This window comes from Bradyrhizobium sp. 157 (assembly GCF_023073815.1).
Lineage (GTDB): Bacteria > Pseudomonadota > Alphaproteobacteria > Rhizobiales > Xanthobacteraceae > Bradyrhizobium.
Genome location: NZ_JADPKF010000077.1, coordinates 53,101 through 79,417 on the forward strand (window position 1 = coordinate 53,101; position 26,317 = coordinate 79,417).

General features: G+C 63.1%; 20 protein-coding genes. 3 read left to right on the top strand and 17 right to left on the bottom strand.

All coding sequences use genetic code 11. From position 1 onward, the window contains the following. Positions 1-12 precede the first annotated feature (12 nt). The 5 genes from IVA95_RS19775 to IVA95_RS19795 form a co-directional block, all read right to left on the bottom strand. Positions 13-507: a TRAP transporter small permease gene (locus tag IVA95_RS19775; RefSeq protein ID WP_213248707.1), complete on the bottom strand. Its 495-nt coding sequence runs from the start codon at positions 505-507 to the stop codon at positions 13-15. Positions 508-517: 10 nt separating this feature from the next. After that, positions 518-1,507 carry a C4-dicarboxylate TRAP transporter substrate-binding protein gene (locus IVA95_RS19780; protein WP_247511976.1) on the bottom strand — a complete coding sequence of 330 codons (990 nt, stop codon included), beginning with the start codon at positions 1,505-1,507 and terminating at the stop codon, positions 518-520. Between the two features lie 626 nt (positions 1,508-2,133). Then, the gene (locus IVA95_RS19785; RefSeq protein WP_247511977.1) at positions 2,134-2,547 is read right to left on the bottom strand and encodes a Rieske (2Fe-2S) protein; all 414 of its coding nucleotides are present in this window, start codon (positions 2,545-2,547) and stop codon (positions 2,134-2,136) included. Further along, positions 2,480-3,649: an amidohydrolase family protein gene (locus IVA95_RS19790; RefSeq protein ID WP_247511978.1), complete on the bottom strand. Its 1,170-nt coding sequence runs from the start codon at positions 3,647-3,649 to the stop codon at positions 2,480-2,482. Before IVA95_RS19790 ends, IVA95_RS19785 begins: the two co-directional genes overlap by 68 nt. Further along, on the bottom strand, positions 3,646-4,725 hold the full coding sequence (locus tag IVA95_RS19795; protein WP_247511979.1) for an amidohydrolase family protein: 1,080 nt from the start codon (positions 4,723-4,725) through the stop codon (positions 3,646-3,648). The genes IVA95_RS19790 and IVA95_RS19795 overlap by 4 nt, the downstream gene beginning before the upstream one ends. 138 nt (positions 4,726-4,863) lie before the next feature. On the opposite strand from IVA95_RS19795, the gene IVA95_RS19800 reads away from it, so the two are divergent. Continuing rightward, positions 4,864-5,346: a CinA family protein gene (locus IVA95_RS19800; RefSeq protein ID WP_247511980.1), complete on the top strand. Its 483-nt coding sequence runs from the start codon at positions 4,864-4,866 to the stop codon at positions 5,344-5,346. Positions 5,347-5,451: 105 nt separating this feature from the next. On the opposite strand, the gene IVA95_RS19805 is transcribed toward IVA95_RS19800, so the two are convergent. The 3 genes from IVA95_RS19805 to IVA95_RS19815 all read right to left on the bottom strand — a co-directional run bounded on the left by IVA95_RS19805 (position 5,452) and on the right by IVA95_RS19815 (position 9,249). Beyond that, positions 5,452-6,759 (bottom strand): HlyD family type I secretion periplasmic adaptor subunit, encoded by a 1,308-nt coding sequence (locus IVA95_RS19805; RefSeq protein ID WP_247511981.1) that lies wholly within the window; start codon positions 6,757-6,759, stop codon positions 5,452-5,454. After that, the gene (locus IVA95_RS19810) at positions 6,756-8,504 is read right to left on the bottom strand and encodes a type I secretion system permease/ATPase (RefSeq protein ID WP_247511982.1); all 1,749 of its coding nucleotides are present in this window, start codon (positions 8,502-8,504) and stop codon (positions 6,756-6,758) included. Before IVA95_RS19810 ends, IVA95_RS19805 begins: the two co-directional genes overlap by 4 nt. A 475-nt stretch (positions 8,505-8,979) precedes the next feature. Next, complete coding sequence (locus IVA95_RS19815; protein ID WP_213248718.1) at positions 8,980-9,249, bottom strand: GlsB/YeaQ/YmgE family stress response membrane protein; 270 nt, start codon at positions 9,247-9,249, stop codon at positions 8,980-8,982. 51 nt (positions 9,250-9,300) lie between these two features. Here IVA95_RS19815 and IVA95_RS19820 point away from each other — a divergent pair, with 51 nt between their 5' ends. Beyond that, on the top strand, positions 9,301-9,627 hold the full coding sequence (locus IVA95_RS19820) for a hypothetical protein (RefSeq protein WP_247511983.1): 327 nt from the start codon (positions 9,301-9,303) through the stop codon (positions 9,625-9,627). A 158-nt stretch (positions 9,628-9,785) separates the two neighbouring features. Here the strand turns inward: IVA95_RS19820 and IVA95_RS19825 are convergent, their stop codons facing one another. From IVA95_RS19825 to IVA95_RS19855, 7 genes are all read right to left on the bottom strand, one after another. Further along, positions 9,786-10,769 (bottom strand): ABC transporter ATP-binding protein, encoded by a 984-nt coding sequence (locus IVA95_RS19825; RefSeq protein WP_247511984.1) that lies wholly within the window; start codon positions 10,767-10,769, stop codon positions 9,786-9,788. Continuing rightward, positions 10,766-12,178 (bottom strand): amidase, encoded by a 1,413-nt coding sequence (locus IVA95_RS19830; RefSeq protein WP_247511985.1) that lies wholly within the window; start codon positions 12,176-12,178, stop codon positions 10,766-10,768. The genes IVA95_RS19825 and IVA95_RS19830 overlap by 4 nt, the downstream gene beginning before the upstream one ends. Then, positions 12,175-12,372 (bottom strand): hypothetical protein, encoded by a 198-nt coding sequence (locus IVA95_RS19835; protein WP_213248727.1) that lies wholly within the window; start codon positions 12,370-12,372, stop codon positions 12,175-12,177. Before IVA95_RS19835 ends, IVA95_RS19830 begins: the two co-directional genes overlap by 4 nt. Further along, positions 12,369-13,460 (bottom strand): oligopeptide/dipeptide ABC transporter ATP-binding protein, encoded by a 1,092-nt coding sequence (locus IVA95_RS19840; protein ID WP_247511986.1) that lies wholly within the window; start codon positions 13,458-13,460, stop codon positions 12,369-12,371. The genes IVA95_RS19835 and IVA95_RS19840 overlap by 4 nt, the downstream gene beginning before the upstream one ends. 4 nt (positions 13,461-13,464) lie before the next feature. After that, the gene (locus tag IVA95_RS19845; protein ID WP_247511987.1) at positions 13,465-14,352 is read right to left on the bottom strand and encodes an ABC transporter permease; all 888 of its coding nucleotides are present in this window, start codon (positions 14,350-14,352) and stop codon (positions 13,465-13,467) included. Positions 14,353-14,354: 2 nt separating this feature from the next. Continuing rightward, positions 14,355-15,308, bottom strand: coding sequence for an ABC transporter permease (locus IVA95_RS19850; protein ID WP_247511988.1), 954 nt, complete (start codon positions 15,306-15,308; stop codon positions 14,355-14,357). Positions 15,309-15,523: 215 nt separating this feature from the next. Further along, positions 15,524-17,182, bottom strand: coding sequence for an ABC transporter substrate-binding protein (locus tag IVA95_RS19855; RefSeq protein WP_247511989.1), 1,659 nt, complete (start codon positions 17,180-17,182; stop codon positions 15,524-15,526). A gap of 204 nt (positions 17,183-17,386) precedes the next feature. On the opposite strand from IVA95_RS19855, the gene IVA95_RS19860 reads away from it, so the two are divergent. Next, a complete protein-coding gene (locus IVA95_RS19860) occupies positions 17,387-19,000 on the top strand; it encodes an ABC transporter substrate-binding protein (RefSeq protein WP_247511990.1) in 1,614 nt (537 codons plus the stop codon). Between the two features lie 195 nt (positions 19,001-19,195). Here IVA95_RS19860 and IVA95_RS19865 read toward each other — a convergent pair whose 3' ends face one another. Together IVA95_RS19865 and IVA95_RS19870 are read right to left on the bottom strand one after the other, a co-directional pair. Next, complete coding sequence (locus tag IVA95_RS19865; RefSeq protein WP_247511991.1) at positions 19,196-21,424, bottom strand: adenylate/guanylate cyclase domain-containing protein; 2,229 nt, start codon at positions 21,422-21,424, stop codon at positions 19,196-19,198. A gap of 74 nt (positions 21,425-21,498) precedes the next feature. Beyond that, a complete protein-coding gene (locus IVA95_RS19870) occupies positions 21,499-25,971 on the bottom strand; it encodes a VCBS domain-containing protein (RefSeq protein WP_247511992.1) in 4,473 nt (1,490 codons plus the stop codon). Positions 25,972-26,317: the final 346 nt, after the last annotated feature.

Genomic DNA, 26,317 nt, shown 5'->3' on the forward strand with positions numbered 1-26,317 from the left:
ATGCGCGTCGGATCATATGACGTCGACGGCGCGATATTCGGCGCGCTCGCCCCGGAGTTCTCCGCGGACCTTGAGCGCGGTTGTCACGATCAGCAGCGCCGCGCCGACCGGCAAGCTCATTGTGACCCAGGAGTAGCTGACTTCCGGAATGCCCTGGAAGCTGCGTACCCGACTGATCCACGATAAATAGGCGCCCATCACGAGTAGGTAAAACAGGAACGCGGTGATCAATGCGTAGTTCACCATACGGAGGGCGGTCTGGAGCTTGTCCGGCAGGCGACTGGCGAAAACTTCGATGGCCATCATGCTATTCTTCCGCCAGGCAATATCGGCGCACAGAAAGCAGGCCCAGGCGAACAGGGCGGTCGAGACATCCGTCGACCAGTTGATCGGATGGCCCAGCATCCGCATAACGCCGCCAAGAAAGATAAGGATTACCATCACGATGAGAAACACGGAGGCGATCCATGCCTCGGCGGCGCATACACGCTGGTAGATTTTCTGCATTTGGCGGAACCTACTTACCGATTTCCTTATGCACCGCGTTCTTGGCGTCGGTGATCTTCAGGACCTCGTACGCCTTTTCGCCGGCCTTCCGGAAAGCGGCGAGATCGACATCCTTGTTGATCGTCATGCCGCGAGACTTCAATTGCTGCTCGACTTCGGCTTCCAGCCTCAGGATCTGATGCGATGTCTCCTCTCCGGCTCGATCGGCCTCTTCCACCAACGCGTCCTGATACTCCTTCGGCAGGCTGTCGAACCATTTGGCGCTGACGACTTCGAAGTTTATCAGCATGATGTGCCTTGTTTCATTCGCGACTTTAAGCACCTCGTAGAAGCGGCCACCCGGAATGTTGTTGTAAACCAGCTCGACACCATCGATCGCCCGCTGCTGCAGTCCCGGGTACATCTCGCCGAATGCCATCGCTACCGGCACGGCACCAAGCGCGCGTATCGACTCTTGCCAAATTGGCGCCGGCGGCGTGCGGATGCGCAGGCCCTTCAGATCATCCGGCGTCTTTATCGGCTTGTTCGTAAAGAAGTGTCGATAGCCTTGCACCCAGTTGAAAGACACCACCTTGAGCCCGAACTTGGTCGCGAGTTCTGCCTGCCATTTTGCTACAGTCGGCGCTTTGCGCAGCTTGGCAACCTCTTCCAGCGTCTCGACGAAATATGGTCCGTTCATCACAGCTATGCCGGGAACGTAGTTTCCCATACGCGCGGCGTCGGTGTTCTGGCCGATATTGGCTCCCTGCCTGATCTGCTCGATGATGTCTTCCTCAAGACCCAGTTGCGCGGAATGGAAGACATCGATCTTGAGACGGCCATTGGTGCGCTGCTCGACGGCCTTGGCCCACTTCAGGAAGCCGTCGTGGTATGGCTCCTTCGGGCCAAGCACGTGATTGAATTTTAGCGTGAATGTTTTCGGTGCCTGAGCCAAAACATTCGAATAGCCGAGCGCCCACAGGCCGAGCGCAGCACACGTGATTGCAGCCAACTTCTTCATCACATCCTCCCTGCGGCTTCGTGCCGGCGTGCCGCCCCGTGCCTCACGTCTTTTTCTTGCGGCGGCCATTCTCACGATGGCTTGTCGCCGAGGCCGATGCTTGAACCAAATGAAAAATCAGGTTGACCTTGCTTTCGAGGGTAAATTCCGCCAAGGCGAAGTCCGTTCCACGGCCGGTCAATGCTCCGAGAAAGATGCGGACCAGAGCTTTGTCCGCGGCTGAAGAACCGCCGCCGCAGAGGGGAACTCATCAGTGACTCGAGCTTCGATTGCAGGTGCTCGAGACGATCGCGGCCGACCGGTTCGCTGATCAGCCTCGGGAAGCGTTACGTCGCACCGGCTTGCAGCGCAGCGAATGACGCGATGTGCGGCATCCGACTTGTGCATTGCAACCATGGGCCGTTAACGCACTGCTCCTTGCCTTGCCACTTCGCTCAGGACGGTTTGAACCTTAGCCTCTGCCGGGATACGTGGTCCCTTGGCCGTTGCTGAATGCCTTGGCATCTACTCAATGGAATCAGCAAAGAGCCAGGACGTTTTCGAAGGGCCTGAGCAGGATCTTGGGATTTCCGGACGTACAATTGCACGTCCAGGTTCGCGCCTTCGACGCGCCGGAATGACGGCCGCTACAAATCGACCACGACATAGTCGCTCTCGACCGACACGGCGAGCGTCTCCGCCACGTACGGCCCCTTCACCACGGCGGCTCCCGGCTCGACATTGACCGGGTAGGCCCGCGCGCGAAAGCGCTTGGGATCGCAATACGACTGCCCGGTGCGGATGTCGAATTCCCAGCCGTGCCAGGGGCAGCGGATGATTTCGCCTAGCCTGGTATACTCGATCTCGCCGGGATCGGAGGATTGCGCGAGGCCAATCAACGGGCCCTCGCACAAGGCCGCGCCCTGATGCGGGCAGCGATTCAACAGGCCGAAGAACTCGCCCTTGATGTTGAAAATCGCGATCGGCCGGCCATCAATGTCGAGGAATTTTCGCGTCCCCGGCGGCAATTCGTCCACCGGGGCAATGACGTGCCGAACCATCAAGAATTCCGTACAGCTTCTTCGCGTTGCCGAGATAGAACGCTTCGCGGTTGGTATCGCTGACGCCGGCCGGCAGGACGCGCGACGGCTCATCAAAGTCCCAATGCGGGTAGTCGGTCGCGAACAACAGCTTGTCCCAGCCGATCCATTCGATCGTCTGGAACAGGTGATCGCGGCGCTCCGGATCTTCCATCGGCTGCGTCGTCCACCAGATGTGGTCGCGGATATATTCCGACGGCTTTCGCTTGAGATGCGGCACCTCGCCGTGCAGTCTCTCAAAGGTCTTGTCGAGCCGCCAACTAAGTGACGGCGCCCAGCCGAAGCCGGCCTCGATCATGACCATCTTCAGCTTCGGGAAGCGCTCGAACACGCCTTCGAGTACGAGGCTCGCCAGCGCGCTCTGCTGACACTGAGAATGGCCGACCATCTCCTCGATGTAGAAGCTTGGCCAGCCGGACGGGGTGAGCGGATTGCCGCCGAAGCCGAAGGCGTGGACGCCGACCGGCAACCCGATCTCCTGCGCCGCCTCGTAGATCGGCCAATAGCGGCGCTGGCCGAGCGGTTCGACGTTGCGGCTGAGCAGCAGCACCTGGACGAAATTCTTGTCGCCCGCGCGCTTGCGGATTTCGGCGGCGGCGGCAGGACCGTCCTCATTGGGGACGACGATCGAAGCCTTCAAGCGCTTGTCCTTGCTGGTCCATTTCTCGATCTGCCAGTCGTTGATCGCGGAGCAGAGCGCGCCGGCGAGATCGTGGTTGCGCAAGCCCTGCCCGGTGGCAAGCGGATTGAGCACGCCGAGTGCGACATTGTAGGGATCGAGAAGCTGCTTCTGCATGAAGGACAGCGAGGAGCCCTGCGGCCCGCCTTCCGGCGGCCAGGCATCGCGGCGCGAGGCGTTGGGCTGCGCCTTAGGATAGGGCGGGCCCTCCATCATGCCGTGATAGGCCCCGATGCCATAGGTCTCCAGATGCGAATGCCAGCGCTTCGCCATGAACGGATAAAGTTCGTCCTTGGTGGCGCGCGCTGGGTGAATGTCGCAATCGGCGATCGCGGTCTTGATGCTGACCGATGCCGTAGGCTCTGGGCGGAACTGGACGTTCATGGCGTCGTCTCCTTCACCATCTGCAACCGGCCGTAGGTCGCGAGCGGATTATCGATCATGATCTTGCGGACAAGATCGGACGACAATCCCGGCGGCAGCACGTCGTCGCCGTCAAACTGCCAATGCGGATAGTCGGTCGAGAATAGGAGCAATTCGTCCGACTGCATATGGTCAAACAAACGATGCAGGGTTGCGGGATCCGGCGGCGCATCGACCGGCTGCAACGAGAAGCGGATGTTGCTGCGTACAATCTCCAGCGGCGCGCGATCGATCCACGGGGTTTCCATGCGGATGCCGCGCCAGAACTTGTGCAGCCGCCAAAGATAGGCCGGCAGCCAGGTGAAGCCGCTTTCTAGCATCACCATCTTCAGATTCGGATGACGAGCGAACACGCCTTCGACGATCAGGCTGGTGAGCTGGGTCTGGAACGCGGTCGCTTGCGCTACATAATCCTCGATGTGATAGGAGCCCCAGCCGATCGAGGTCGGCGGGTTGTGATAGGCGCCGCCGGCATGGATGCCGACGGCCAAGCCCAGCCGTTCGGCGGCGGCGTAGATCGGCCAATAGGCGCGTTTGCCCAGCGGCATGTCGCCCATGACCAGCATCAGCACCTGGACGAAGCGCTTATCCTTGGCGCAGCGTTCGATCTCCGCGACCGACTTCTCGACGCTTTGCGAGGGTATCACGATCGAGCCGCGCAGCCGATCGTCCTTGTCGAGCCATTCCTTGGCCAGCCAGTCGTTCAGCGCGCGGCAGAACGCGTCCTGCATGTCCTCGGAAAACACCATCTGCACGCCATAGAGCGGATTGCAGATGCCGTAGGCGACCCCGAACCGGTCGAGCGACTGCTTCTGCATGTCGGCCAGATCGGCGCCCGGCTTGCCCTGCGCCGGCCGCCAGTCCGGCCGCGACGAGATCGGCGAATGGGTGGGATAGGATTGCGAGATCAGATCGGTCATGCCGCGCGTCGTCACCTGGTCGCGCCAGTAGTCGTTCATGTAGGGCAACAGGCTGGTCAGATGCGGAACGGCGGGATGCAGGTCGCAGTCCACGCCACCCGCGATCGGCGACGTCATGGTGTTTCCTCGTATGCGCGCGATGCGGCTGTTTTGACGCATTCAATCAGGGCGGCTCGCGCGCCGCAACTCGGCAAGCGTAACCCTCCTGTGTTAGGAAGGCATGACTGGACCAATGGCGTACGCGCAGGAGTTGAAATGAAAGAGCTCGTTACGATCGCCGAAAAGATTGCGACGCAACTGACCGCGCGGAAACAGACGATTTCGGTCGCGGAATCCTCGACCGGCGGCCTGATCTCGGCGGCGCTCCTGTCGGTGCCCGGCGCATCGGCCTATTTCCTCGGCGGCGCCGTGGTCTACACCCGCGACGCGCGGCGGCTGCTGATGGATATTCCGGATGAGGCGATGAAGGGCATTCGCTCGGCGTCCGAGCCATACGCGAACTTGCTCGCCGCCCAAATCCGCCAGCGTTTTGCGACCGACTGGGGATTGTCGGAAACCGGCGCAACGGGACCGACCGGCAACCGCTATGGCGACGCCGCCGGCCATTGCTGCATGGCGGTGGCAGGACCGCAAACTGCGGTGTTCACGTTGGAGACCGGGAGCAATGACCGGCAGGGCAATATGGAGGCGTTTGCGAAGACGGCATTGAATTTGCTGCTGGAGAATTTGTCGAAGTGAAGCGATCGTAGCCCGGATGGAGCGCAGCGAAATCCGGGGCAGTGGAAGCCGCATGTACCATTCCCGGATTGCGCTTCGCTCCATCCGGGCTACACAGCGACAACCTCACCGCTCCCGGAACGAGCGCATCAGCTGGTCGCTGAACGGCTTCATCAGATAGGAGAACATGGTGCGATCGCCGGTTTGCACGAAGGCTTCCACCGGCATGCCCGGGATGATCTTGACCTCGCCGAGGCGCTTGACCTCGTCGGGCGGCAGCGAGACGCGGATGGTGTAGTAGCTCTGGCCGCTGCGCTGGTCGGTGGTGACGTCGGCGGAGACGCGGGTCACCACGCCATTGAGTTCCGGCGTGGTGCGCTGGTTGAAGGCGGATAGCCGCAGCAGCGTCTTCTGCCCGATCTGCAGCTTGTCGATGTCCTGCGGATTGACCTTGGCCTCGACCGAGAGATCGTCGGCCTTCGGCACGATCATCATGATGGCATCGCCCGCGGTGATGACGCCGCCGACGGTGTGAACCGTCGACTGCAGCACGACGCCGTCCTGCGGCGCCCGGATATCGATGCGGCGGAGCTGATCCTCCGCCGTGACCTTGCGCTCGACGAACTCGCCGATCTTGTCGTTGGTCTCGCGCAGATCCTTGGAAACCTCGCTGACTACGTCCTTGTCGATCTGGATGATCTGCAGTTCGGTTTCGGTGATCTTGCCCCTCGCCTGCGCACGCGCGGCGATGTATTGCGCGCGCTCGCCCGACAGGCGGGCGAGATCGCGCTCCAAAATCGTCAGGCGCGAGATCTGGATCAGGCGCTGCTCATAGAGCTGGCGAACGCCGACCAGCTCTTTCTCGACCAACGCGATTTCCTTTTCCTTGGCCTGCTCCTGCGCGGTGAGGCCGGCAATTTCCTCGTGGAGCTGGGCCACGCGCTCGCGCAGTTGCGATTTCTGCCCGGCGCGCCCGAACACGCGAACCTCGAACAGTTTGGTTTCGCTCGCGATGACGTCGCGAACGTCAGGGTCGTCGGCGCGATCGGCCAGCTGCGGCGGGAACTTGATCTTGTCGAGGCCGCGCTGCTCGGCCTCCAGCCGCGCCGCCCGCGCCCACAAGCCGTTCAGCGTCTTGACCACGATGGCAAGGCTCGCCTTGACCACGGTCTCGTCGAGCCGCACCACGACGTCGCCCGCCTTGACCACGTCGCCGTCGCGCACCCGGACCTCGCCGACCACGCCACCGGTCGGGTGCTGGACCTTCTTGACGTTGGAATCGACCACCACCGAGCCCGGTGCGATCAGCGCGCCGGAAATCTGCACCGTGGAGGCCCAGCCGCCGAATCCGCCGGCCAGAACCAGCATCAGCGCAAGACCCACGATAAGGTGCGAGCGTATCGAGCGACGCGCGCCTTTCAGCTCCGCGGTCATGATTTTTTCGCAGCTCCCGCTTCGGACACGATCTTGATCGGCGTCGGCGATGGGACCCGCTGCAGCACCTGTCCGAGCACGGTTTCCTTCGGGCCGAACGCCTGCATGCGGCCGTCCTTCAAGACCAGCAACTGATCGACCGCCTCGATGCCGATCGGCCGGTGCGCTACCACGACCACGATGGCGCCGCGCTCGCGGGCGGCTCGCACGGCGCGGGTGAGCGCCTCGTCGCCCTCGCTGTCGAGATTGGAGTTCGGCTCGTCGAGCACGATCAGGAACGGATTGCCATAAAGCGCGCGTGCCAGCGCCACGCGCTGCGCCTGACCGGCGGAGAGAGCAGCGCCCTGCTCGCCGATCTGGGTATCGTAGCCTTCGCGCATCTTGATGATCATCTCATGCACGCCGGCTTCCTTGGCGGCGGCGATGATCGCATCAGACTTCGCGTCGGGATCGAAGCGGCAGATGTTCTGCGCCACGGTGCCGGCGAACAGTTCGACGTCCTGCGGCAGATAGCCGATGTGGCGGCCAAGCACGTCCGACGACCATTGGTCGAGTGCCGCGCCGTCGAGCCGCACCTTGCCGCGGGCCGGCGTCCAGACGCCGACCAGCGCGCGCACCAGCGACGACTTGCCGGAGCCGCTCGGACCGATAACGCCGACGCCGGACCCGGCTTCGACGGCGAAGTTGACGTCCTGGACGATGACGCGCTGGTCGCCTGGCGGGACGATGCTGACCGCCTCGACCGACAGCCGCTTCGACGGCGCCTGCAACAGCGTCTGTTCATTCGCCGCCGGCATTTGCTGCAGGAGTTTTGACAGGCGATGCCAGCTCTGCCGCGCGGCGACAAAACCTTTCCAGTGGGCGATGGCGAGATCGACCGGCGCCAGCGCCCGTGCGCTCAGGATCGAGCCCGCAATGATGATGCCGGCGGTGGCTTCCTGGTGGATCACGAGATAGGCGCCGACCGCGAGCACCGCCGATTGCAGCATCATGCGCAGGACCTTGGCCACCGCGCCAAGGCCGCCGGCGATGTCGCTGGCGCGCTGATTGCCGGCGAGATAAGTCTCGTTGGTCTCGCCCCAGCGCTTCATCAGACGTCCGGACATGCCCATCGCGACCAGCACTTCGGCGTTGCGCCGGCTGGTCGCGGCGAGATCGTTGCGCCGCGCTGCCAGCGACATTGCCTCCTTGGCCGGCGCGCGCGACAGGAACTCGGTGATCAGCGTCAGCGCCACCAGAATGATGGCACCGCCGAGGGCGGTGACGCCGAGCAGCCAGTGAAAGGCGAAACAGATCAAGAGGTAGAACGGCAGCCACGGCAGATCGAAGAACGCGCCCGGCCCCATGCTGCCCAGGAACGACCTGACATTGTCGAGATCGCGCAACGGCTGCAGGCCTTCATTGCGGCTGCCGACCATCAGCGGCAGACGGACCACGGTTTCGAACACGCGCGCATTGATGGCTTCGTCGAGCGCGGTTCCAATACGGCCGAGAATGCGGCCGCGGATCAGATCGAGGCCGCCTTGCGCGATGTAGAGTCCGCCAGCGAGAATCACGAGACCAACCAGGGTCGGCACGCTGCGGCTCGGCAGCACGCGGTCGTAGATCTCGAGCATGAAAATCGAGCCGGTGAGGTACAGCAAATTGATCATGCAACTCATGACGCCGACGCCGATAAAGGCGTTGCGGCAGGCGCGCAACGCCTCACCGAGTTCGGAACGCCGGACGCCGGGAGCGGCTACCATAAATGCGTGTCTCTTCAAATGGATCGGGTGACGTGCAGGTTTTACCGATGTTTTCGGGCATCGTCTATTTAAGTCACGTTAACCCCGTTCCAGTTCACCCCAATGAAGCGGCTGGAGGCGGCATTCGCGCGATTGGGCAGCTAGTTTGACGCCGGCGCGAGCCCTTCGGCGGGTTCAGCCTTCGGCTGGCGCGGAAACGGCACCAGAATCATCGAATCCAGACCCGGCCGATCTCGCCGTTGATACCAAGCAGGACGCCGCTTCCGACGCTCAGCCCGCCCGCCGACACCATCGGGCTTGCGCGGACGCCGAGCCAGCGGCCTTCCGGCTGGCGGAACAACTGAGCCGTCAGATTGGGTCCGCCACCACGTCCTGGAACGGATGGGCAACGCCGTGGGTCCAATCCGCCAAGCACCGCTGAAGTTCGAACCGCTTGCTCGCGGTGAAGGGTCTGCCGGTCTGCGCGCCCGCGGCGCTAGAACCGTCCGCCGGTCCGCAACAGCCGCACGATCAGCAGCAAAATGACGGCGCCGATGGTGGAGTAGACAATCTCGGACACCAGTCCGGTGCCGATACGGATGCCGAGCTTGGGAAACAGCAGGCTCGCGAGCAGCGCGCCGGCGATGCCTACGAGAATATCGCCGATGATACCAAAGCCGGTGCCGCGCACGATCTTGCCGGCGAGCCAGCCGGCCACCAGGCCGACAAACAGAATGACGAGAATGCCTTCGTTGGAAATCTGCATTTGAAGTCCCCCAGGTTCGCGGCGCAGGCCGGATGTCAGCCTATCCCATGATTGTCCGATGTGACGAGCCGCAATCCGCGCACCAATCAACGACGCCCGCGAAGTGAAACTTTTTTACGTCACACGCGTTATGTCGGCATGAAGCACGGCGACATTTGGTATGTGACTTTTAGTCCGGACAGGACGGACGAGACGGCGGAGGGCATGGCGCGCTCGACCCGCACGTTTAAATCGGAAATCGACGCTAAACTTTTTGCGATGCAAATCCTGGCCAAGGGCTGGTCCGCCAGCGCGGGCACGCTCAATCCCCATCAGCCAAAACAGGTCGTTGGACCGGCGCAAATCGAGCAATGGGCTGATCCAGGGCTGGGTGGATAAAGCTCGTGTCCCCGGACGCGGTGCAGCGCGAAGCGGTGCGCCGCAGAGCCGGGACCTAGCCGCAGCAACTGGACCCCGGATCAGCAGCGCACCACGCCGCAAGGGCGGCGCGCTGCGCTGCATCCGGGGAACGCCAAGGGCAGCCTCGCCTCATCACATCAAGGAGCTGCAGAAACTTCGATCGGCTCCGCCAACACACAGCGCGCCGTTCGATCCGACGACACCTGTACATTCGGCGGCAATCGCTCGACGCAGCGCGGCTGCGCAACCGTGCAGCGTGGCGCGAACGAACAACTGACGGGCGCCTTGTCAAGCGAGGGTGGCGTGCCCGGGATGGTCTCCAGCCGCTGGCCGCGCTTGGCGCCGTGGACGGTCGCGGCCAATAGCCCCTTGGCATAGGGATGCACCGGGGTGCGGACGATGTCGCGCAAGCGGCCCTGCTCCACGATCTGGCCGGCATACATGACGGCAACGCGGTCGCAGATTTCGATGGCGACGCCGATATCGTGGGTCACGAAAATCACGGACATGCCGAACTCGCGCTGCAGTTCGCGCAGCAGCAGCAGGATCTGAATCTGCACGGTGGCGTCCAGCGCCGTGGTCGGCTCGTCCGCCAGCAGTATTTTCGGCTTGCAGGCCAGCGCCAGTGCGATCATGGCGCGCTGCCGCATGCCGCCGCTCATTTCGTGCGGATAGGCTTCGAGGCGGCGCCTGGCGGAGGGAATTCGCACCACCTCCAGCATTTCCAGCGCGCGCGCGAGTCCCTCCTTTTCGCTCTTGCCTTCGTGGCGCACCACGGTTTCTGCGATCTGGCGGCCGATCGTGTAGACCGGATCGAGCGCCAGCGCCGGCTCCTGAAAGATCATCGAGACGGTCTGGCCGCGAAACGCCGACAGCTCCTCGTCGTTCATCGCGAGCACGTCGCGTCCCAACACCTTCACGGTGCCCGAAATCTGCGTCCGCTTCTTCGGCAATAGCCGCATCAGCGCGCGCAGGGTCACGCTTTTTCCCGAGCCGGATTCGCCGAGCAGGCCGAGCACCTCGCCCTCACCGAGCGAGAGCGAGATATCGTTGACGGCATGAACCGTACGTTCGCCGGTGAAGCGGATGTTGAGGTCGCGGATATCGACGAGGTTGCTCATGCCAGTTTGGGTACCTGCTGGTGGTAGTCGGTGACGCGCTGGAACGCCGCGCCGATTCGCACCAGCCCGGCCTCATCGAAGGGGCGGCCGATCAACTGCATGCCGACTGGTAGACCGGTCTTGGTGAAGCCTGACGGAATCGAAAGCGACGGCAGGCCGAGATAGTTGATCGGGCGGGTGAAGCGCGTGATGCGCTGGATGACGGCTTCCGCATCGAGGCTGTTGCCGACATCGCTCTCGGCAATGGTCGCCGCCGGCATCGGCGCGACCGGCGCGATCACGGCATCGGTGCCTTCCACCGCAGCGAGGTAGGCGGCCAGCGCCGGACCGCGCCAGCGCATGGCTTCGAGATAGGTCACGGCCGGAATGGCGAGCCCGTTCTGCAGCCGCATCAAGACCTGACCGCCGTAATCCTGCGGCCGCTCGATCATCCAGCGCTTGTGGAAGGCAGCTGCCTCGGTGGCGAGCACGATCTGGCAGGCGGCCGTGAGCTGGCGCTGGTCCGGCAGCTCGACCTTGACGATCTCGGCCCCCTCTTTTCTGAGGGTAGCGATGGTCTCGTCCAGCACCCGCGCCACTTCGGAATCGAGATCGTCGACATAGAACGCTGTGGGCACGCCGATCTTCAGACCCTTCACCGAGCCTGTGGTCGCTGCCATGTAATTCGGCACCGGCCGCGTGGACGTGGTCGGGTCCTCGGGGTCGGCGCCCGCCATCAGCCCGACGAGCAGCGCGCAGTCTTCGACCGTTTGCGCGAGCGGGCCAACGGTGTCGAGCGATTGCGACAGCGGCATTGCTCCGGCGCGGCTGATCAGGCCGACCGTGGTCTTGAAGCCGGTGACGCCGCAGAAATGCGCGGGCATCCGGATCGAGCCGCCGGTATCCGAACCCAGCGCCGCGAAGGTCAGCCGCGCCGCGACCGCGGAGCCCGAGCCGGACGACGAGCCGCCAGTGATGTGATCGACATTCCAGGGGTTGCGCACCGCGCCGTAATGCACGTTATGGCCGGTCGGGCCATAGGCGAACTCCACCATCTGCAGCGAGCCGAGCCTGACGGAGCCGGCGTCCTTCAGCCGCTGCAACGCGGTCGAGGTCGTCGTCGCCACGAAATCGCGGCGGATTTTCGACCCGCAGGTCACGACCTTGCCGGCCTCGTAATACATGTCCTTGTGCGCCATCGGCACGCCGTGCAGCGGGCCGAGATTTTGGCCCCTGGCGAGCGCCGCATCGGCGGCGTCAGCGGCGGCGAGTGCATCCTCCGCCTCAATCGCCATGAAGGCGTTGACGCGCGGCTGCCATTGCGCGATCCGGTCGAGGCAGGATTGCGTCACCTCGCGCGAGGAGAGTTTCTTGGCGGCGATCGCCTTCGCGACCGCGACCGCTGACATCAAGGCGGGTTCGCTGCTCACTTCGCCACCTTCGCGGTTTGCACCAGCAGAAAAGTCGCGGGCTCGAGATCGAGCGGCAGAGTACCGGCTACCGGTGCGAAACCGTCGAAGGCCGGGCCGATGGAATTGGCGATGCGAGCGGAAACTTCCGCATCCTGCGGCACGCCGGCGACGTCGGTCATTACCTTGACCTGTTTGGGATCGGGTCTTGTCATGCAGCGGTTACTCCCATGTCATTTTTCTTGGCGTTTTCTTTGGCCGGTGCGCGGCTATGCCCGGAGCCGGGTATGGCCATGTAGCACGCCGCCTGATGGCCCATTGTATCGACATCGCTGAGTTTTGGCGTCGCATTTGCGCAGAGCGGCTCCGCAAACGGGCAACGGGTGTGAAACCGGCAACCGGACGGCGGATCGATCGGGTTGGGCGGATCGCCGGAGATCGGCGGCGTTTCGGTGCGGTTATCAGGGTCGGACGACGGCATAGCCGCCAAGAGCGCCCGCGTGTAGGGATGTGCCGGCGCATCCCAGACCTTGTCGACCGGGCCGAGTTCGACCACTTCGCCGAGATACATCACCAGCACGCGGTCCGAAATGTAGCGCACCACGTTGAGATCGTGGCTGATGAACAGATAAGTCAGGCCGAATTCGCGCTTGAGATCGGCCAGCAGGTTGAGCACCTGGGCTTCGACCGATTTGTCGAGCGCTGAGACCGCTTCATCCAGGATCACCAGCCGCGGCGACAACGCCAGCGCACGCGCGATGTTGACGCGCTGGCGCTGGCCGCCGGAAATCTCGTGCGGGTAGCGGTTGGCGAAAGTTTCGGGACGCAAGCCAACTTTGCCGAGGAGCTCGCGCGCCAGTGTGCGGGCGGCGGCGTCGGCCATGCCATGGACCTTGGGGCCGAAGGCGATCGATTCCTCGATGGTGAGGCGCGGGTTGAGCGAGGCGTAACTGTCCTGAAACACCATCTGCATGCCGCGGCGCAACTCGCGCAAGGACAGTGCGCGGCCGACCTGCAGGCCGTCATAGACGATATCGCCGGCGTCGCGCTTCATCAGATGCATCAGAAGCCGCGCGGTGGTCGACTTGCCGCAGCCGGATTCACCGACGATGCCGACCGTTTCGCCCTTGGCGATCGAGAAAGAAACATCATCGACCGCGCGCACCGTCTTGCGGGGGCTGAACAGATCGCCCCGCACCGGAAAGTGTTTGGTGAGGCCAACGACCTGCAGCAGCGGCTGCGCCGCGCCGCCAATGTCCTCGACCGGCTCCAGATGATCGACTGACGGGCTTGTCTCATTCATCACGTCAGTTCCTGATGTCCATGGCGCTGCGCATGCCGTCGCTCAAAAGATTGAAGCAGATCGACACCGCAAAGATCATGACGCCCGGCAGCGCCGCCACCCAGGGATTGACATAAATCGCGGTGCGCAGCGTGTTCAGCATCAAGCCCCATTCCGGCTCCGGCGGTTTTGTACCGAGGCCGAGGAATGACAGGCCGGCGGCGAGGATCATCGAGACCGAGATCAATCCAGTGGCGTAGACGAAGATCGGACCGAGCACATTGCCGAGCATATGCACGCGCATGATGGTGAAAGGTCCGGCGCCGGAGGCGCGCGCGGCTTCCACAAAATCCATGTTGCGCACGCCGGTGGTGACGCTTTCGGCGACGCGGGTGATCTGCGGCACGAACACGATGGTCAGCGAAACGATGGAGTTGACGATGCCCGCGCCCAGCGCGCCGGAGATCGCGATCGCCAAGAGCACCGAGGGGAAAGCGTAGAAGACGTCGATCGTACGCATGATCGCTGTATTGAGCCGGCCGCCGACATAGCCGGCGACGAGGCCGAGCGAGGTGCCGATCACAAAGGCGAAGATCACGGGCAGAATGCCGATGATCAGCGACAGCCGGCCGCCATAGATCAGTCGCGCCAGCATGTCGCGGCCGAGTTCATCAGTGCCGAGCGGATAGTTCGGCGTGCCGATGTGGCGAAGCCTGCGGATCATCGAGCCCTGATAGGGGTCGGCCAGCCCGAGCCATGGCGCCAGCAGCGCCGAGGCGAAGATCAGCACCAGCACGAAGGCGCAGATCATGCTGACCTTGTCGCGCGCGATGCGGCGGCCAACGGTCGCCCAATAGCCGCGCGCCTTGGTGGCGGGCGCAGCTTGCAGGGCGGTATCCGACATCACGGTCATGATCAGCCCCGCTTGATGCGCGGATCGATCGCGGCCTGCGCGATATCGACCAGCAAATTGAGCGTCACGAAGAACAGCGCCAGCACCAAAATCGTGCCCTGCAGCAGCGGCAGGTCGCGCTGGAAGATCGCCGAATTCAGCAACAGGCCGGAGCCGGGCCAGGAGAACACAGTTTCGATCAGGATCGAGCCGCCGAGCATGTAACCCAATTGCAGGCCCATCACCGCAAGCGCGGTGGGCGCGGCGTTCTTGATGACGTGGCGGAACACGTCCCATTCGCGCAGGCCTTTTGCGCGCAGCGCTTCAACAAAGTCCTGCGAAAGGATGTCGCCGGTCAGCGCGCGCACGGTGCGGGTGATGATGCCCATCGGGATGACCGAGGTCGTGATTGCCGGCAGGATCAGATATTTCATGTGCTCCCAGTCCCAGCCCCACGAACCGGAGCCGCCGGGGCCGGCGCCGACGGCGGGCAGCCAGTTCAGCTGCACCGAGAAGATGATGACCATCACCATGCCGAGCCAGTAATGCGGCACGGAGACGCCGGCGATCGCGATGGAGGTCGCGACCTTGTCGATCCAGGTGTCGCGGAAATAGCCGGCGATCAGGCCGAACATCAGCCCGAGCGTGAAGCCGATCAGCGCGGCGGCAATCGCAAGCGTGACCGTGTTGCCGACCGCCCGCAACACCTCAGTCAGCACCGGGCGACCGGTCGCTATCGAACTGCCGAGATCGCCATGGATAGCGCGCCACAGCCAAAGGCCAAACTGGACCGGGAGCGGCCGGTCGAAGCCGTAAGCCGTTCGCATTTGCGCCGCAAGTTCCTGCGAGGCATCCGCCGGAAGCACGGCGACCAGGGGATCGCCGGGCGTGATGTGCACGAGCAGAAAGCACACCAGCGCGACGCTGATCACGATCGGAATGACGTAGACGATACGCCGGGCAATGTAAGAGAACACGAGCAACTCTCTTCTTCCCTTCTCCCCCTGTGGGAGAAGGTGGCGCGGACCTTGGTCCGCGCCGGATGAGGGGTTCTATCCGCGGATGCAGACGTTGCAAACGAGAGAGGTAGGTCCGCGGAGAGAACCCCTCACCCGTCTCGAATGCGCTTCGCTCATTCGATCCACCCTCTCCCACAAGGGGAGAGGGGCAGCAAACATCACGCTCTCCGCCCTTACGGCGCCATCGACACCGGCGAGAAGTCGACGAACCAGCTCTTCGGCTGCACGAAGCTTTTCACCTTCGGGCTCATGGCCCGGGGGGAGACGTCGTGGGCGACGTAGAGGAACGCCGCATCGTCCACCGAAGCCGCGTGCAGTTCGGCCAGTGCCGCGTCACGCGCGGCCGGATCGAAGGTCTGGCGCGCTTTCGTGACCAGCTCGTCGAACGTGGGGTTGTTGATGTAGCCCCAATTGTTCGAGACGGGAGGCGCCATCGACGACTGCAGGAAGCGCACCAGCGCGAAGAACGGATCCATCGCCGCGTAGGTCACGTTGGTGGCGTTGGCGCCGTTAGCGCTCGGGTCCTTGGCGCCGCGGCGCCAATTGGTGAACAGCGTGTTCCACTCGATGACGTCGAGCTGGACGTCGAAGTAGCATTCGGCCAATGCCTGCTGCAGATATTCGTTCATCGGCAGAGGCTGCATCTGGCCCGATCCCGACGCCGAAGTCTGCGTCTTCACCGTCAGCTTCTTGTTCGGGCCGTATCCGGCCTCCTGCATCAGCTTCTGAGCGGCCTTCAGGTCATATTTGATCTCGAAGGTCGGCTTTCCGCGCCAGGGGTGGCCGGGCTCGAACGTGCCGGTCGCCGGCACCATCAGGCCCGCGAGCAGCCCCTCTTTGAGCCCTTCGCGGTCGACGCAGAGATTGGCGGCCTTGCGGACCCGGATGTCGTTCCAGGGCGAGCCCTCGATACGCGAGAACTGCCACGGCCAGACGTGCGGCGATTCATTGGCCTGGAGCTGGAAGCCGCGCGCCTTGATCTCCTTGACCGCATCGGGCGCCGGCGCCTCGACCCAATCGACCTGGCCGGACAGCAATGCCGCGGTGCGGGCATTGGCTTCCGGCATCGGCAGCAGCACCATCCGGTCGATCTTGGGCACGCGGCCCTTGTCCCAATAGCCTTCGTTCTTGACGAGTTCGAGCCGCTCGCGCGGCGTGAACTTCGACATCTTCCAGGGGCCGGTGCCCGAGGCGTCCCTGGCGAACGCGGCCCAGGCGGCCTGCGATTTCGCCTTGGCGTCGGCGCCTTCAGCCTTGTCATAGAACGCCTGCCACTTGGCAGGGCTCGCCATGAACAGGTTGGTCAGGTTGATGGGCAGGAAGCTGTCCGGCTCCTTGGTGGTCAATTCCACCGTCATGTCGTCGATCTTGCGCGCGGATGCCAGCGTCGGCATGCGCGAGGCGGTGACGCCGACCTGACTGGCGTCGAACTGCGGCGCATCCTGCTTGAGCACCTTCTCGACGTTCCAGACCACGGCGTCGCCGTTGAATGGTGAGCCGTCATGGAATTTGACGCCCGGGCGCAGCTTGAAGGTCCACTTCTTCTTGTCGGCTTCATCGACCTTCCATTCGGTCGCAAGGCCTGGAATCATGACGCTTGCCTTATCCCGGGACGAGAGGTCCCACATCGTCAGGCCGTCATACATCGTTAACCCGGTAAATCGGTTGCCCTCAAAACCCTGATCGGGCTGGCCGAGCGTGCGCGGAATATCGGCAGCCGTCATGCCGATCCGCAGCACCGTTTCGGCGCTTGCGAGTTGCGGCAACCCGACCACCAGCGCCGTCGCCAGCAGCCACGCGGTGGCCGTCTTCTTCGATTTGTCGTTACGCATTTGCAGCAATCCCCTTCTCCACGCTTCGGTGACTAATTCTTATGCAGCCGTATGCAACGCCTGTGCCAAACGGCGCGCTTCCCTCCGGGCTATGCGTTTGACCGCACAACTCCTTGTGAAGCGCGCATGCAAGTCACGTCCGATGCCTAAGCTGGCACCAAGCTTGCATTTTTAGCTCCAAACCTCGCCGATGGAGCCTAATTCATGCGCACACGAAATTCGATGCTTCTTCCTGCCGCAACTCTAGCCGTAGGTTTGGCTCTTGGCATCTCCGTGATTTCGGCGCAGGCCGAGACCGTTGTGCGCTACGGCATTTCGATGGCGGACATCCCGCTGACCACAGGCCAGCCCGACCGCGGCGCCGGTGCCTATCAGTTTTCTGCCTATACGATCTACGATCCGCTGGTGGCCTGGGAGATGGATGTGGCCGACCGGCCGGGCAAGCTGGTGCCGGGGCTTGCGACCGAATGGAAGGTCGATGACAGCGACAAGAAGAAATGGCGCTTCACTCTGCGTAAGGGCGTCAAATTTCATGACGGCAGCGAGTTCAATGCCGACGCCGTGATCTGGAATCTGGATAAGGTGCTCAACGACAAGGCACCGCAGTTCGACAAGCGCCAGAGCGCGCAGGTCAAGACCCGCCTGCCCTCTGTCGCGAGCTACGCCAAGATCGACGATGCGACCATCGAGATCACGACCAAGGCCGTCGATTCCTTCTTTCCGTACCAGATGCTGTGGTTTCTGGTCTCCAGCCCGGCGCAGTATGAAAAGCTCGGCAAGGACTGGGACAAGTTCGCCAGCCAGCCCTCTGGCACGGGACCGTTCAAACTCACAAAACTGGTGCCGCGCGAGCTCGCTGAACTGACGAAGAATGCTGACTACTGGGACAAGAAGCGGCTTCCGAAGGCCGACAAGATCGTACTGATCCCGATGCCGGAAGCGCTGACGCGCACCAATGCGCTGTTGGCCGGACAGGTCGACCTGATCGAAACGCCGGCGCCGGACGCAGTGCCGCAGCTCAAATCCGCCGGCATGAAGATCGTCGACAACGTCACGCCGCATGTCTGGAATTATCATTTGAGCGTGTTGCCCGGTTCGCCCTGGACCGACATCCGCCTGCGCAAGGCGCTCAACCTCGCGATCGATCGCGAGGCCGTGGTGGGGCTGATGAACGGCCTGGCAAAACCCGCCAAAGGCCAGGTTGACCCGTCGAGCCCGTGGTTCGGCAAGCCCTCCTTCGAACTCAAATATGATGTCGCGGCGGCGAAGAAGCTGGTGCAGGAGGCCGGCTATTCGAAAGAAAAGCCGCTGAAGACGACCTTCATCATCGCGCAAGGCGGAACCGGACAGATGCTGTCGCTGCCGATGAACGAATTCCTGCAGCAGAGCTTTAAGGAAATCGGCATCGAGATCGATTTCAAGGTGGTCGAGCTCGAGACGCTATACACGGCCTGGCGCAAGGGCGCGGCCGACGAGATGAACGCCGGCATCACATCGAACAACATCGCCTATGTCACCTCGGACCCGCTTTACGCGATCGTGCGCTTCTTCCACTCCGGCCAGATCGCGCCGGTCGGCGTCAACTGGGGCGGCTACAAGAATCCGAAGGTCGACGCGCTGATCGACGAGGCCAAGCAGACGTTCGACGTCGCCAAGCAGGACGAGCTGCTGGCACAGGCACACGCGCAAATTGTCGATGACGCCACGCTGGTCTGGGTCGTGCACGACACCAACCCGCACGCGCTGTCGCCGAAGGTGAAGAAGTTCGTGCAGGCGCAGCACTGGTTTCAGGACCTGACGCAGATCGGGCTGGAGTGAGGGCCCACTGTCATTGCCGGGCTTGACCCGGCAATCCATCTCGTTCGCAAGATTCTTCTGAAGAGTGATGGATGCGCGGGTCAAGCCCGCGCATGACGAGTCGGTAGGATGGGTAGAGCGCAGCGAAACCCATCATGCTTACGCCGAGGGATTGATGGGTATCGCTTCGCTCCACCCATCCTACTCGCTGCGGCGTTATTTCGTCAGCAGCGCGAAGGCGCCGTTCCAATCTTCCGGCGGCGGGTTTTCGAGATAGCCGCGGATCCGGGCTTCGTAGAGATCATAGAGCCGCTCCAGGACGTTTGCCTCGTCGGTCTTGCGGCCGCGCTCGATGGCCGCGAGCGCGCCATCCCAGTCGCGGTTGCGGTAGCAGGCGAGCATCTCGATGGTGAGATTGCGGAGGCGCTGGAAGCGGCCGGACTGCGCGACGTCCTCGCGGCCGGCGATGGCATAGATCACCTCGGGCTCCGTCTTTCCCTTCACCATGATGAAGTCGAGCTCGAGGATCGCGAACTTCTCCTTCGCGGCCATCGCGGTCTTCGATCCGACGATGATCGGAAAACCGTACTCCTTGGACTGGCCTTCCAGGCGTGAAGCGAGATTGACACTGTCGCCGAGCACCGAATAGTTGAACTTGAGATCGGACCCCATGTTGCCGACCACGCCGATGCCTGTATTGATGCCGATGCCGACGTTGAGCGGGATGTAGACGTGGCCGCCATCGGCGGCTTCCTGCTCGCGCTGCTTGTTGACCTCATCAATCTTCCCCAGCATATCGATCGCAGCCTCGCACGCGTTGATCTCATGCTGCTTGTCGTCGAGCGGCGCGTTCCAGAACGCCATGATGGCGTCGCCCATATACTTGTCGATATAGCCCTTGCGCGCGAGGATCGCGTTGGTCAGCGGCGTCAGGAAGCGATTCATCAGTGCTGTCAGGCCCTGCGGATCGTTCTTGTAAGTCTCCGAGATTGTGGTGAAGCCGCGAACATCCGAGAACATGATGGTCATCTCGCGCTCCTCGCCGCCGAGCACGAGCTTTTCCGGCGATTGGGCCAGCTGCTCGACCAGCACGGGCGACATATACTGCGCAAACGCGCCGCGAATCTGCTTACGCTGCTGCTGTTCCCGAACAAAACTCGAAAAGATCAGCGTGAGATAGATCGCCGTGGTCGACATCAGGGGATAGGTGAAATCGATCAGCAGCCGGTGCTGCGTGTAGAAATACACCGACGTTCCGAGCAACGCGGCCGCAAACGCCGCTCCCAGCGCGACCAGCGTGACCGGCCCGAACAGCGGCGCGAACGCAATAACCAGAAGCCCGAACAGCAGCGCGGTCGCGAATTCAACGGCGATGCCATAGTTCGGCTGCGAGATCACCGCGCCGGTCAGCGCGCTTTCGAGCACCTGGGCGTGGATCTCGACGCCCGGCATGGCGCGGGACACCGGCGTGGTCTTGATGTCGTTGAGGCCGACCGCCGAGGTGCCGATCAGCACCAGCTTGCCCGCGATCATGTCGGGCGCGACGTTTTTCTCCAGCACGTTAACCGCCGGAACATAGATCGAGGCATCGTTGCGGGCGTAGTGGACCCAGAGCTGGCCATTATGGTCGGTCGGGATCTGGACGCCCTTGATGCCAAGGCTCTTGATGCCGGCCTTTTCGGCCTTGATCAGGATGGTGCCGGACCCGCTGGCCACCCGAAGCATCTCGAAGGTCAGCGACGGCATGGTCTGGCCCTGCGCCAGCATGATCATCGGCACCCGCCGCACGATGCCGTCGCGTTCGGGCCTGATGGTGAACAGGCCGCGCCCGGCGGCAGCATGCTCCAGCACCGGAACGTTGCGCAGAAGGCCGGGAAAATCGAACATGAAGCGCTGCGGCTCCTCGCCCAGCATCGCGAGCCCGGTGACCGGCAGCGTCTTGTCCAGCGTTGCGATTTCCTCCGGCAGGCCGGATTCGCCGAGCACGACGCGCGATTTCCGGATGGCGTCGGCGAAGATCTGGTCGTTGCTCGGCAGGGCTCGCAGCTTGGCGCGGGTTTCCTCGTCGAGATTGCGGAAGGTGTCCGCCGCCAAGGCAGGGTTGAGCCGGTCGGGCTCCGGAAACACCGCGTCGAACGCGATCACGACCGCGCCGAGCTGGGTCAGTTCGGTGATGAGGTCAGCAAGCCGGGTGCGCGGCCACGGCCACTGCCCAAGCTTTTCGAGGCTCCTGTCGTCGATATCGACGATGGTGACCGGCCGTGCCGTCTTCTTGCGCGGGTCGATGCGCTGGAAGGCATCAAAGGTTCTGACGCGGATTTCCTCAACGGGGGCAGGATCGGCGGCGCGAAGCGCGGCGAACCCGATCAGCAGCACAAGGCACAGCAGCCGGGCGTAGCCGATGCGCCGCGCAAACCATCGCCGTAGTACCCGCAGTTGTTTCATACTGTCTGGATATCACGCATCGGAACGTCAGGCATGCCTGCTCTCGCGGGGGCATACCGGACCTACGAGCAGGATCAGATATATCCGCCGGGGTGAAGGATGAAGTCGCTCATCTGCAGGTTCGCCTTGGCAACGCTCGACAGCCGAATGCTGTTGCCTGCATCAAACTGAATGAGGGTGTCGGAGCCCACCTGCTCGACGGCGCTGCTGTTGAGCCACACATCGAAGGAGCCGGAATCATCTGGCGTGAACGGGAGGTAGGCGAGGAGGTCGATTTTGTCCTGGCCCGGCTTGAAATCGGCGACCGTGTCCTTGCCCATCTCTTCCGCGAAGACGAACTGGTCGGCGCCGGCGCCGCCCACCAAAGTGTCGGCCTTCTCGGTCGAGAAGATCACGTCCTTGCCGGAGGTCGCCAGCGTCGAGGTGTCCAGACCGTCCGTTCCAGCCACATTGAAAATGAAGTTGACGGTATCGGTGGCGGAGCCATCCGAAACCGTAACCGTCACAATGTCGGTTTCTTGAGTTCCCTGGCCGTCATGATAGTTAACGACGCTCAGCGCATCGTTGACCTGCGCCAGCGTGCCGGAGACCTCCGACAGCTCGACACTACCGGCAACACTTGCGAGCACGACGCTGACCGACAATGTGTCTCCCGCGTCGGGATCGGCAACGTACAGGCCGAAAAGGGTGGTCGTTCCCTCGCGGTGGTCGGTGATGCTGAGCTGGTCGGTCTGGATGACCGGCGCGTTGTTGCTGGGCGGCGGTTCGGCGACCGTCAACTTGGTGGTGAAGAACGCGTTGTCGGTCGCGCCATTGGCGGTGCCGCCGCCATCCTTGAGTGTGAACGTTACGGTGCGCTCGCCGGCTACCGCGTCCGGCGTGGTGTTCGAGAACTCGATCGCCTGTGCGAGCGCCGCGACGGCCGCATCGTCGGCGTTGCCGTTCAGCGCCACCAGCAGGCTGCTGGTGTCATAGTCCGAGAGCGTTCCGACAACCTTGGCGCTGCCTGGGCCGGCGGCCCCGTCCGCGTCGTACAGGATGTCGGTGCCGCTGAGCGAGATGACGTCGCCATTGGCAATGGCAAGCGTATCACCCTGGCTTCCGCCAGCCGTCACTGTCGCGGTGAACGATCCGCCGGCGTAGCTGCTGCTATCGACGTCGCTGGCCGAGACACTGCCGGCCAGAGCGACCGCCGCGTCGCCCGCCTGATAGGTCGACGCGAGACTGGCGCCGGTGAACACCGGCGCATCGTTGGTGCCGGCGATCATGACGACGAAGGTCTGCTCGGCTACCCCGCCATCGCCATCGTCGATCGAAACCGTGTAGGTCAGCGTCAGTTGCTCGCCGGCCGCGAGATAATCGAAAGCAGACGATGCGGCCGAGAAGCTGAGATCGACCGAGCCGGACGATGAACCAGTGCCCTTGGTCACCGCGCCGGGCGCCACCAGCGCGATCAGCGCGGCCTCGTTGAGCGCGAGACCCATGGTGGTACCGGACGCCGCCGCGCCAGTGACGGCTGCGGTGTGGCCGACGTCGGACAGGTCGAGATCGTTGAACGTAACAGGGATCGTCGCCATCAGTGCCGCGGCATCGGTTCGCTCGGTGAGGCCCTGCTGCGCGATATCGGCGATTTCAGGCGCGTCGTTGCTGCCGTCGATGGTGACGACGACATCCTGCCAGGTGACGCCGCCATGATGGTCGTCGACCTCCACCGTGTAGGTCAGCGTGACCATCTCGCCATCGGAGAGGTAGTCGAAATAACTATCCGGCGCCGAGAACGACCAGCTCTTCGAGCCCTGCACGCCATCGGTGGAATCGGTCAGCGGCCCCAGCGACAGCCAGCTTAGCTGGACCGTTCCGTTGGCGAGGCCGGTCATCACGCCGGAGGCGCTGACGCCGGTGATCTTGACGTCGTGGGTGTCGATCAGATCGGCATCGGTGAACGTGATCGCGCCGCTGGCAGTATCCGGCGTCGCTGAATCGTGGGCGTCGGCACGTTCGGCAATGGTCGCGGTCTGCGGGTCGCTGGTGATATCAGCCGTATCGTTGCTGCCGGTGACGGTGACGGTAAACGGCTTGGTCACTACACCGCCATGGCCATCATCGACCGTGGCCGTATAGGTCAGCGTCAGGATTTCGCCGTCGGCGAGGAAATCGAACGCCCCGTCGGCTGCGCTGTAACTCCAGCTTGCCGAACCGTTGTTGGTATTGCCGTTCGCCTGCACCACCGTCAGCGGCACGTCGACAGCCGCGATCGCGGCGAGCTGGGCTGCGGTGACCGATGAGGTGATGTCGGTGAGGGCGGCGTTCTTGTAGGTGAAAGACGTGAAGGCCGCGCTCGCCACCGGGCGATCGGTGAGGTCGACGTCGGTGAAGCTGATCGTGCCCGACACCGTATGGATCGCCGAGGATCCGGTCGGATTCGGCTGGCTGGGGTTCACCAGCTCGGGGAACGCAGCGTTCGTCACCTCGACGGTCGGAACGTCGTTGGTGCCGATGACGACGACGTCGGCGCCCTGGATCGAAACCGTGATCGGCGTGGAGATGACGCCGCCGTGGCCGTCATCGACTTGCGCGACATAGTTGAGAGTCAACGTCTCGCCCTTGGCGATAAAGTCGAACTTGCTGTCCTCGATGCTGTAGGTCCAGGTCGCCGTGCCGTTGTTGGTGTTTCCGGCTCCCTGCACCACGCTGAGCGGCACCTCGACGGCCAGGATCGCCGCCAACTGTTCCGGCGTCAGTGTCGCGGTGATGTCGTTGCCCTGCGCATCGTAATAGCGGAACGGATCGGTCGTGGAGATTGCCGCGCTGACGATGGGACGGTCGGTCAGGTCGACATCGCCGAAGGTAACGGTACCGGACACGGTATTGATCACCGTATTGCCGGTGCCGATCCGCTCCGTGATCTCGCCCCCGGTCGCGGAGATCGTCGGCTTGTCGTTGGTGCCGGTGACGACGATCGTAAACGGCACAAACGTCGTCTCGTTGCTCGGCGCATAATTGTTGTCGACCCGCGCCATGTAGGTCAGCTTCAGCGTCTCGCCGGCGGCGAGGAAGTCGAACGCGCCGTCGGCGATGTTGTAGGTCCAGGTCGCCGTACCGATGTTCTTGCCGTTGGGATCCTGCACTACGGACAGCGGCACTTCGACCGCTTTGATCGCAGCCAGTTGCTGCGCCGTCAGCGTGGCAGTGACGTCGGCGCCCTGCGCGTTCTGATAGACAAAGGAAGAAAACTGCGTACTGACGCTCGGAGTGTCGCCGGGGTTGATGTCGATATAGTTGACGACACCGGAGATGCTGTCGAGCGCGGAGCTCGCGGTCACATCGATTCGTTCGGTAATCGCGCCGCCGTGCGCCGCGGCCTGCGGCGGCCCGGGAATATGCACGAGCCTGGGGGGCGGCCCCGGATCCGCGGAGGGAGTAGCCCCACTCGGGATGTTGAGCAACTGAAGCGTCACGGGAATGAACTCCCCGCCGGCCAGCTTCACGAAAAACGTTTCCGGAACGATCGTGTCGGTAAAATTGGTGGTGAGCTTGGTGTTCGGGTTGTTCAAGTCGGTGAACTTCAGCGAGAACACGTCGCTGATGATCTTCTGCGCGTCGGGCGATAGCTGCACCGACGATTGGAAGCTGACCGTGCCCTGGCCATTGATGATCGTCTGCGTACCGGCCCGGTTGACGGTCGCGATCGGCGTCAGCGTGGTCTTGTCGAACAGGATGTAGGAGCCGGTGGTGCCGTCGGGCTCGACCAGCACCTGGAATTTCGCCGGCGGCGCGATACCCGAGCCGGGCACCTCGAAGTCGATCTCGACCAGCACCGCGGTGCCGCGGATGCCCATGGTCGCGACCGGGGTGTCGACCTTCATGTCGCCTTTCTTGGCGGTGGCGCCGGCGACGAACGAGATCGTGCCCTGCACCAGGCTCAGCAGCGACTTGTTGTCCGACCCGTTGGGGTCGTAGACCATTTCGTTCAGCACCATCCTGGCGTTCGATGCGAGGCCGAACACGGTGCCATCGATGAAGGTGATGCCGAGCGTCGAATCGGAGCCGGACTGGACGACGTCGCCTTTATGGACGGTTTCGCCCTGGTTCAGGATAATCGAGACGCCGTTGCGGATCGCGGTCGCATTCCCAGTCAGCTTAGTGACATGTCCGATGATGGCCGGCGCGACGCTGGCGCTGCCGTCGGCTTGCGCGAACTGGGTATGGCCGCTCAGCGCGTTGACGATGTCGCCGGTGAGATGGGCGCCATCGGGCGAGGCCAGCGCGGCGCGCTTCTCGCCCTTGAAGTAATCGCGCAGCACGACCTCGCGGTCGCTGCTGCTGAGGATCAGGTCGACGCCCGATCGCTTGAAGTCGCCGCTGAAGAGCAGGTGAGCATCAGAAACAATTATGGCGTCGGATGGCGCATGTGTCGAAACCTTGTCGACGTGGAACTTGCCGGGAGACGAAAGATGGCCGTGCGGTGACAGCAGAGGCCCAAGGCCGATATCCGCGCCGGAAAAAGGGTCGAGGTCCCCCGATCCGAATTTGCCGGCATAGTTCAATGGAACACCAATCTAAATGGTTAAGAAGTATGAAATTTCCTGCGGGGTTTTCATACCACGCAGGTAGGGAACACAAAAGCTCGCACGCCGCGAATACCCTCAACATGGGTAAGTCTGCAACAGGACCGAAAAGGTCCGGAAAAACTGTCGGGCGAAACTGTGGCGAGGAAAAGGCCGGGAACCTACTCGAACTGATCGAAAAATGGGCACCGGCTTCTCAAGGCATAAGATAAGCAGTCACAATACTTTATCTCTGTCGCAGCGCAGCGAATGCCGCTTCCTGCGGGAAGGCGACAGTGGCCGGAGACTGATCAACTCGCGAATCCATTCGAAGCCGTCATCCCCT

Coding starts and splice junctions, on each gene's coding strand:
- IVA95_RS19860 (WP_247511990.1), top strand. CDS start 17,387: ATGCGCACACGAAATTCGATGCTTCTTCCTGCCGCAACTCTAGCCGTA.
- IVA95_RS19835 (WP_213248727.1), bottom strand. CDS start 12,372: ATGACAAGACCCGATCCCAAACAGGTCAAGGTAATGACCGACGTCGCC.
- IVA95_RS19775 (WP_213248707.1), bottom strand. CDS start 507: ATGCAGAAAATCTACCAGCGTGTATGCGCCGCCGAGGCATGGATCGCC.
- IVA95_RS19795 (WP_247511979.1), bottom strand. CDS start 4,725: ATGACGTCGCCGATCGCGGGTGGCGTGGACTGCGACCTGCATCCCGCC.
- IVA95_RS19790 (WP_247511978.1), bottom strand. CDS start 3,649: ATGAACGTCCAGTTCCGCCCAGAGCCTACGGCATCGGTCAGCATCAAG.
- IVA95_RS19845 (WP_247511987.1), bottom strand. CDS start 14,352: ATGACCGTGATGTCGGATACCGCCCTGCAAGCTGCGCCCGCCACCAAG.
- IVA95_RS19800 (WP_247511980.1), top strand. CDS start 4,864: ATGAAAGAGCTCGTTACGATCGCCGAAAAGATTGCGACGCAACTGACC.
- IVA95_RS19825 (WP_247511984.1), bottom strand. CDS start 10,769: ATGAGCAACCTCGTCGATATCCGCGACCTCAACATCCGCTTCACCGGC.
- IVA95_RS19855 (WP_247511989.1), bottom strand. CDS start 17,182: ATGCGTAACGACAAATCGAAGAAGACGGCCACCGCGTGGCTGCTGGCG.
- IVA95_RS19810 (WP_247511982.1), bottom strand. CDS start 8,504: ATGGTAGCCGCTCCCGGCGTCCGGCGTTCCGAACTCGGTGAGGCGTTG.
- IVA95_RS19780 (WP_247511976.1), bottom strand. CDS start 1,507: ATGAAGAAGTTGGCTGCAATCACGTGTGCTGCGCTCGGCCTGTGGGCG.
- IVA95_RS19865 (WP_247511991.1), bottom strand. CDS start 21,424: ATGAAACAACTGCGGGTACTACGGCGATGGTTTGCGCGGCGCATCGGC.
- IVA95_RS19815 (WP_213248718.1), bottom strand. CDS start 9,249: ATGCAGATTTCCAACGAAGGCATTCTCGTCATTCTGTTTGTCGGCCTG.
- IVA95_RS19785 (WP_247511977.1), bottom strand. CDS start 2,547: ATGGTTCGGCACGTCATTGCCCCGGTGGACGAATTGCCGCCGGGGACG.
- IVA95_RS19840 (WP_247511986.1), bottom strand. CDS start 13,460: ATGAATGAGACAAGCCCGTCAGTCGATCATCTGGAGCCGGTCGAGGAC.
- IVA95_RS19805 (WP_247511981.1), bottom strand. CDS start 6,759: ATGACCGCGGAGCTGAAAGGCGCGCGTCGCTCGATACGCTCGCACCTT.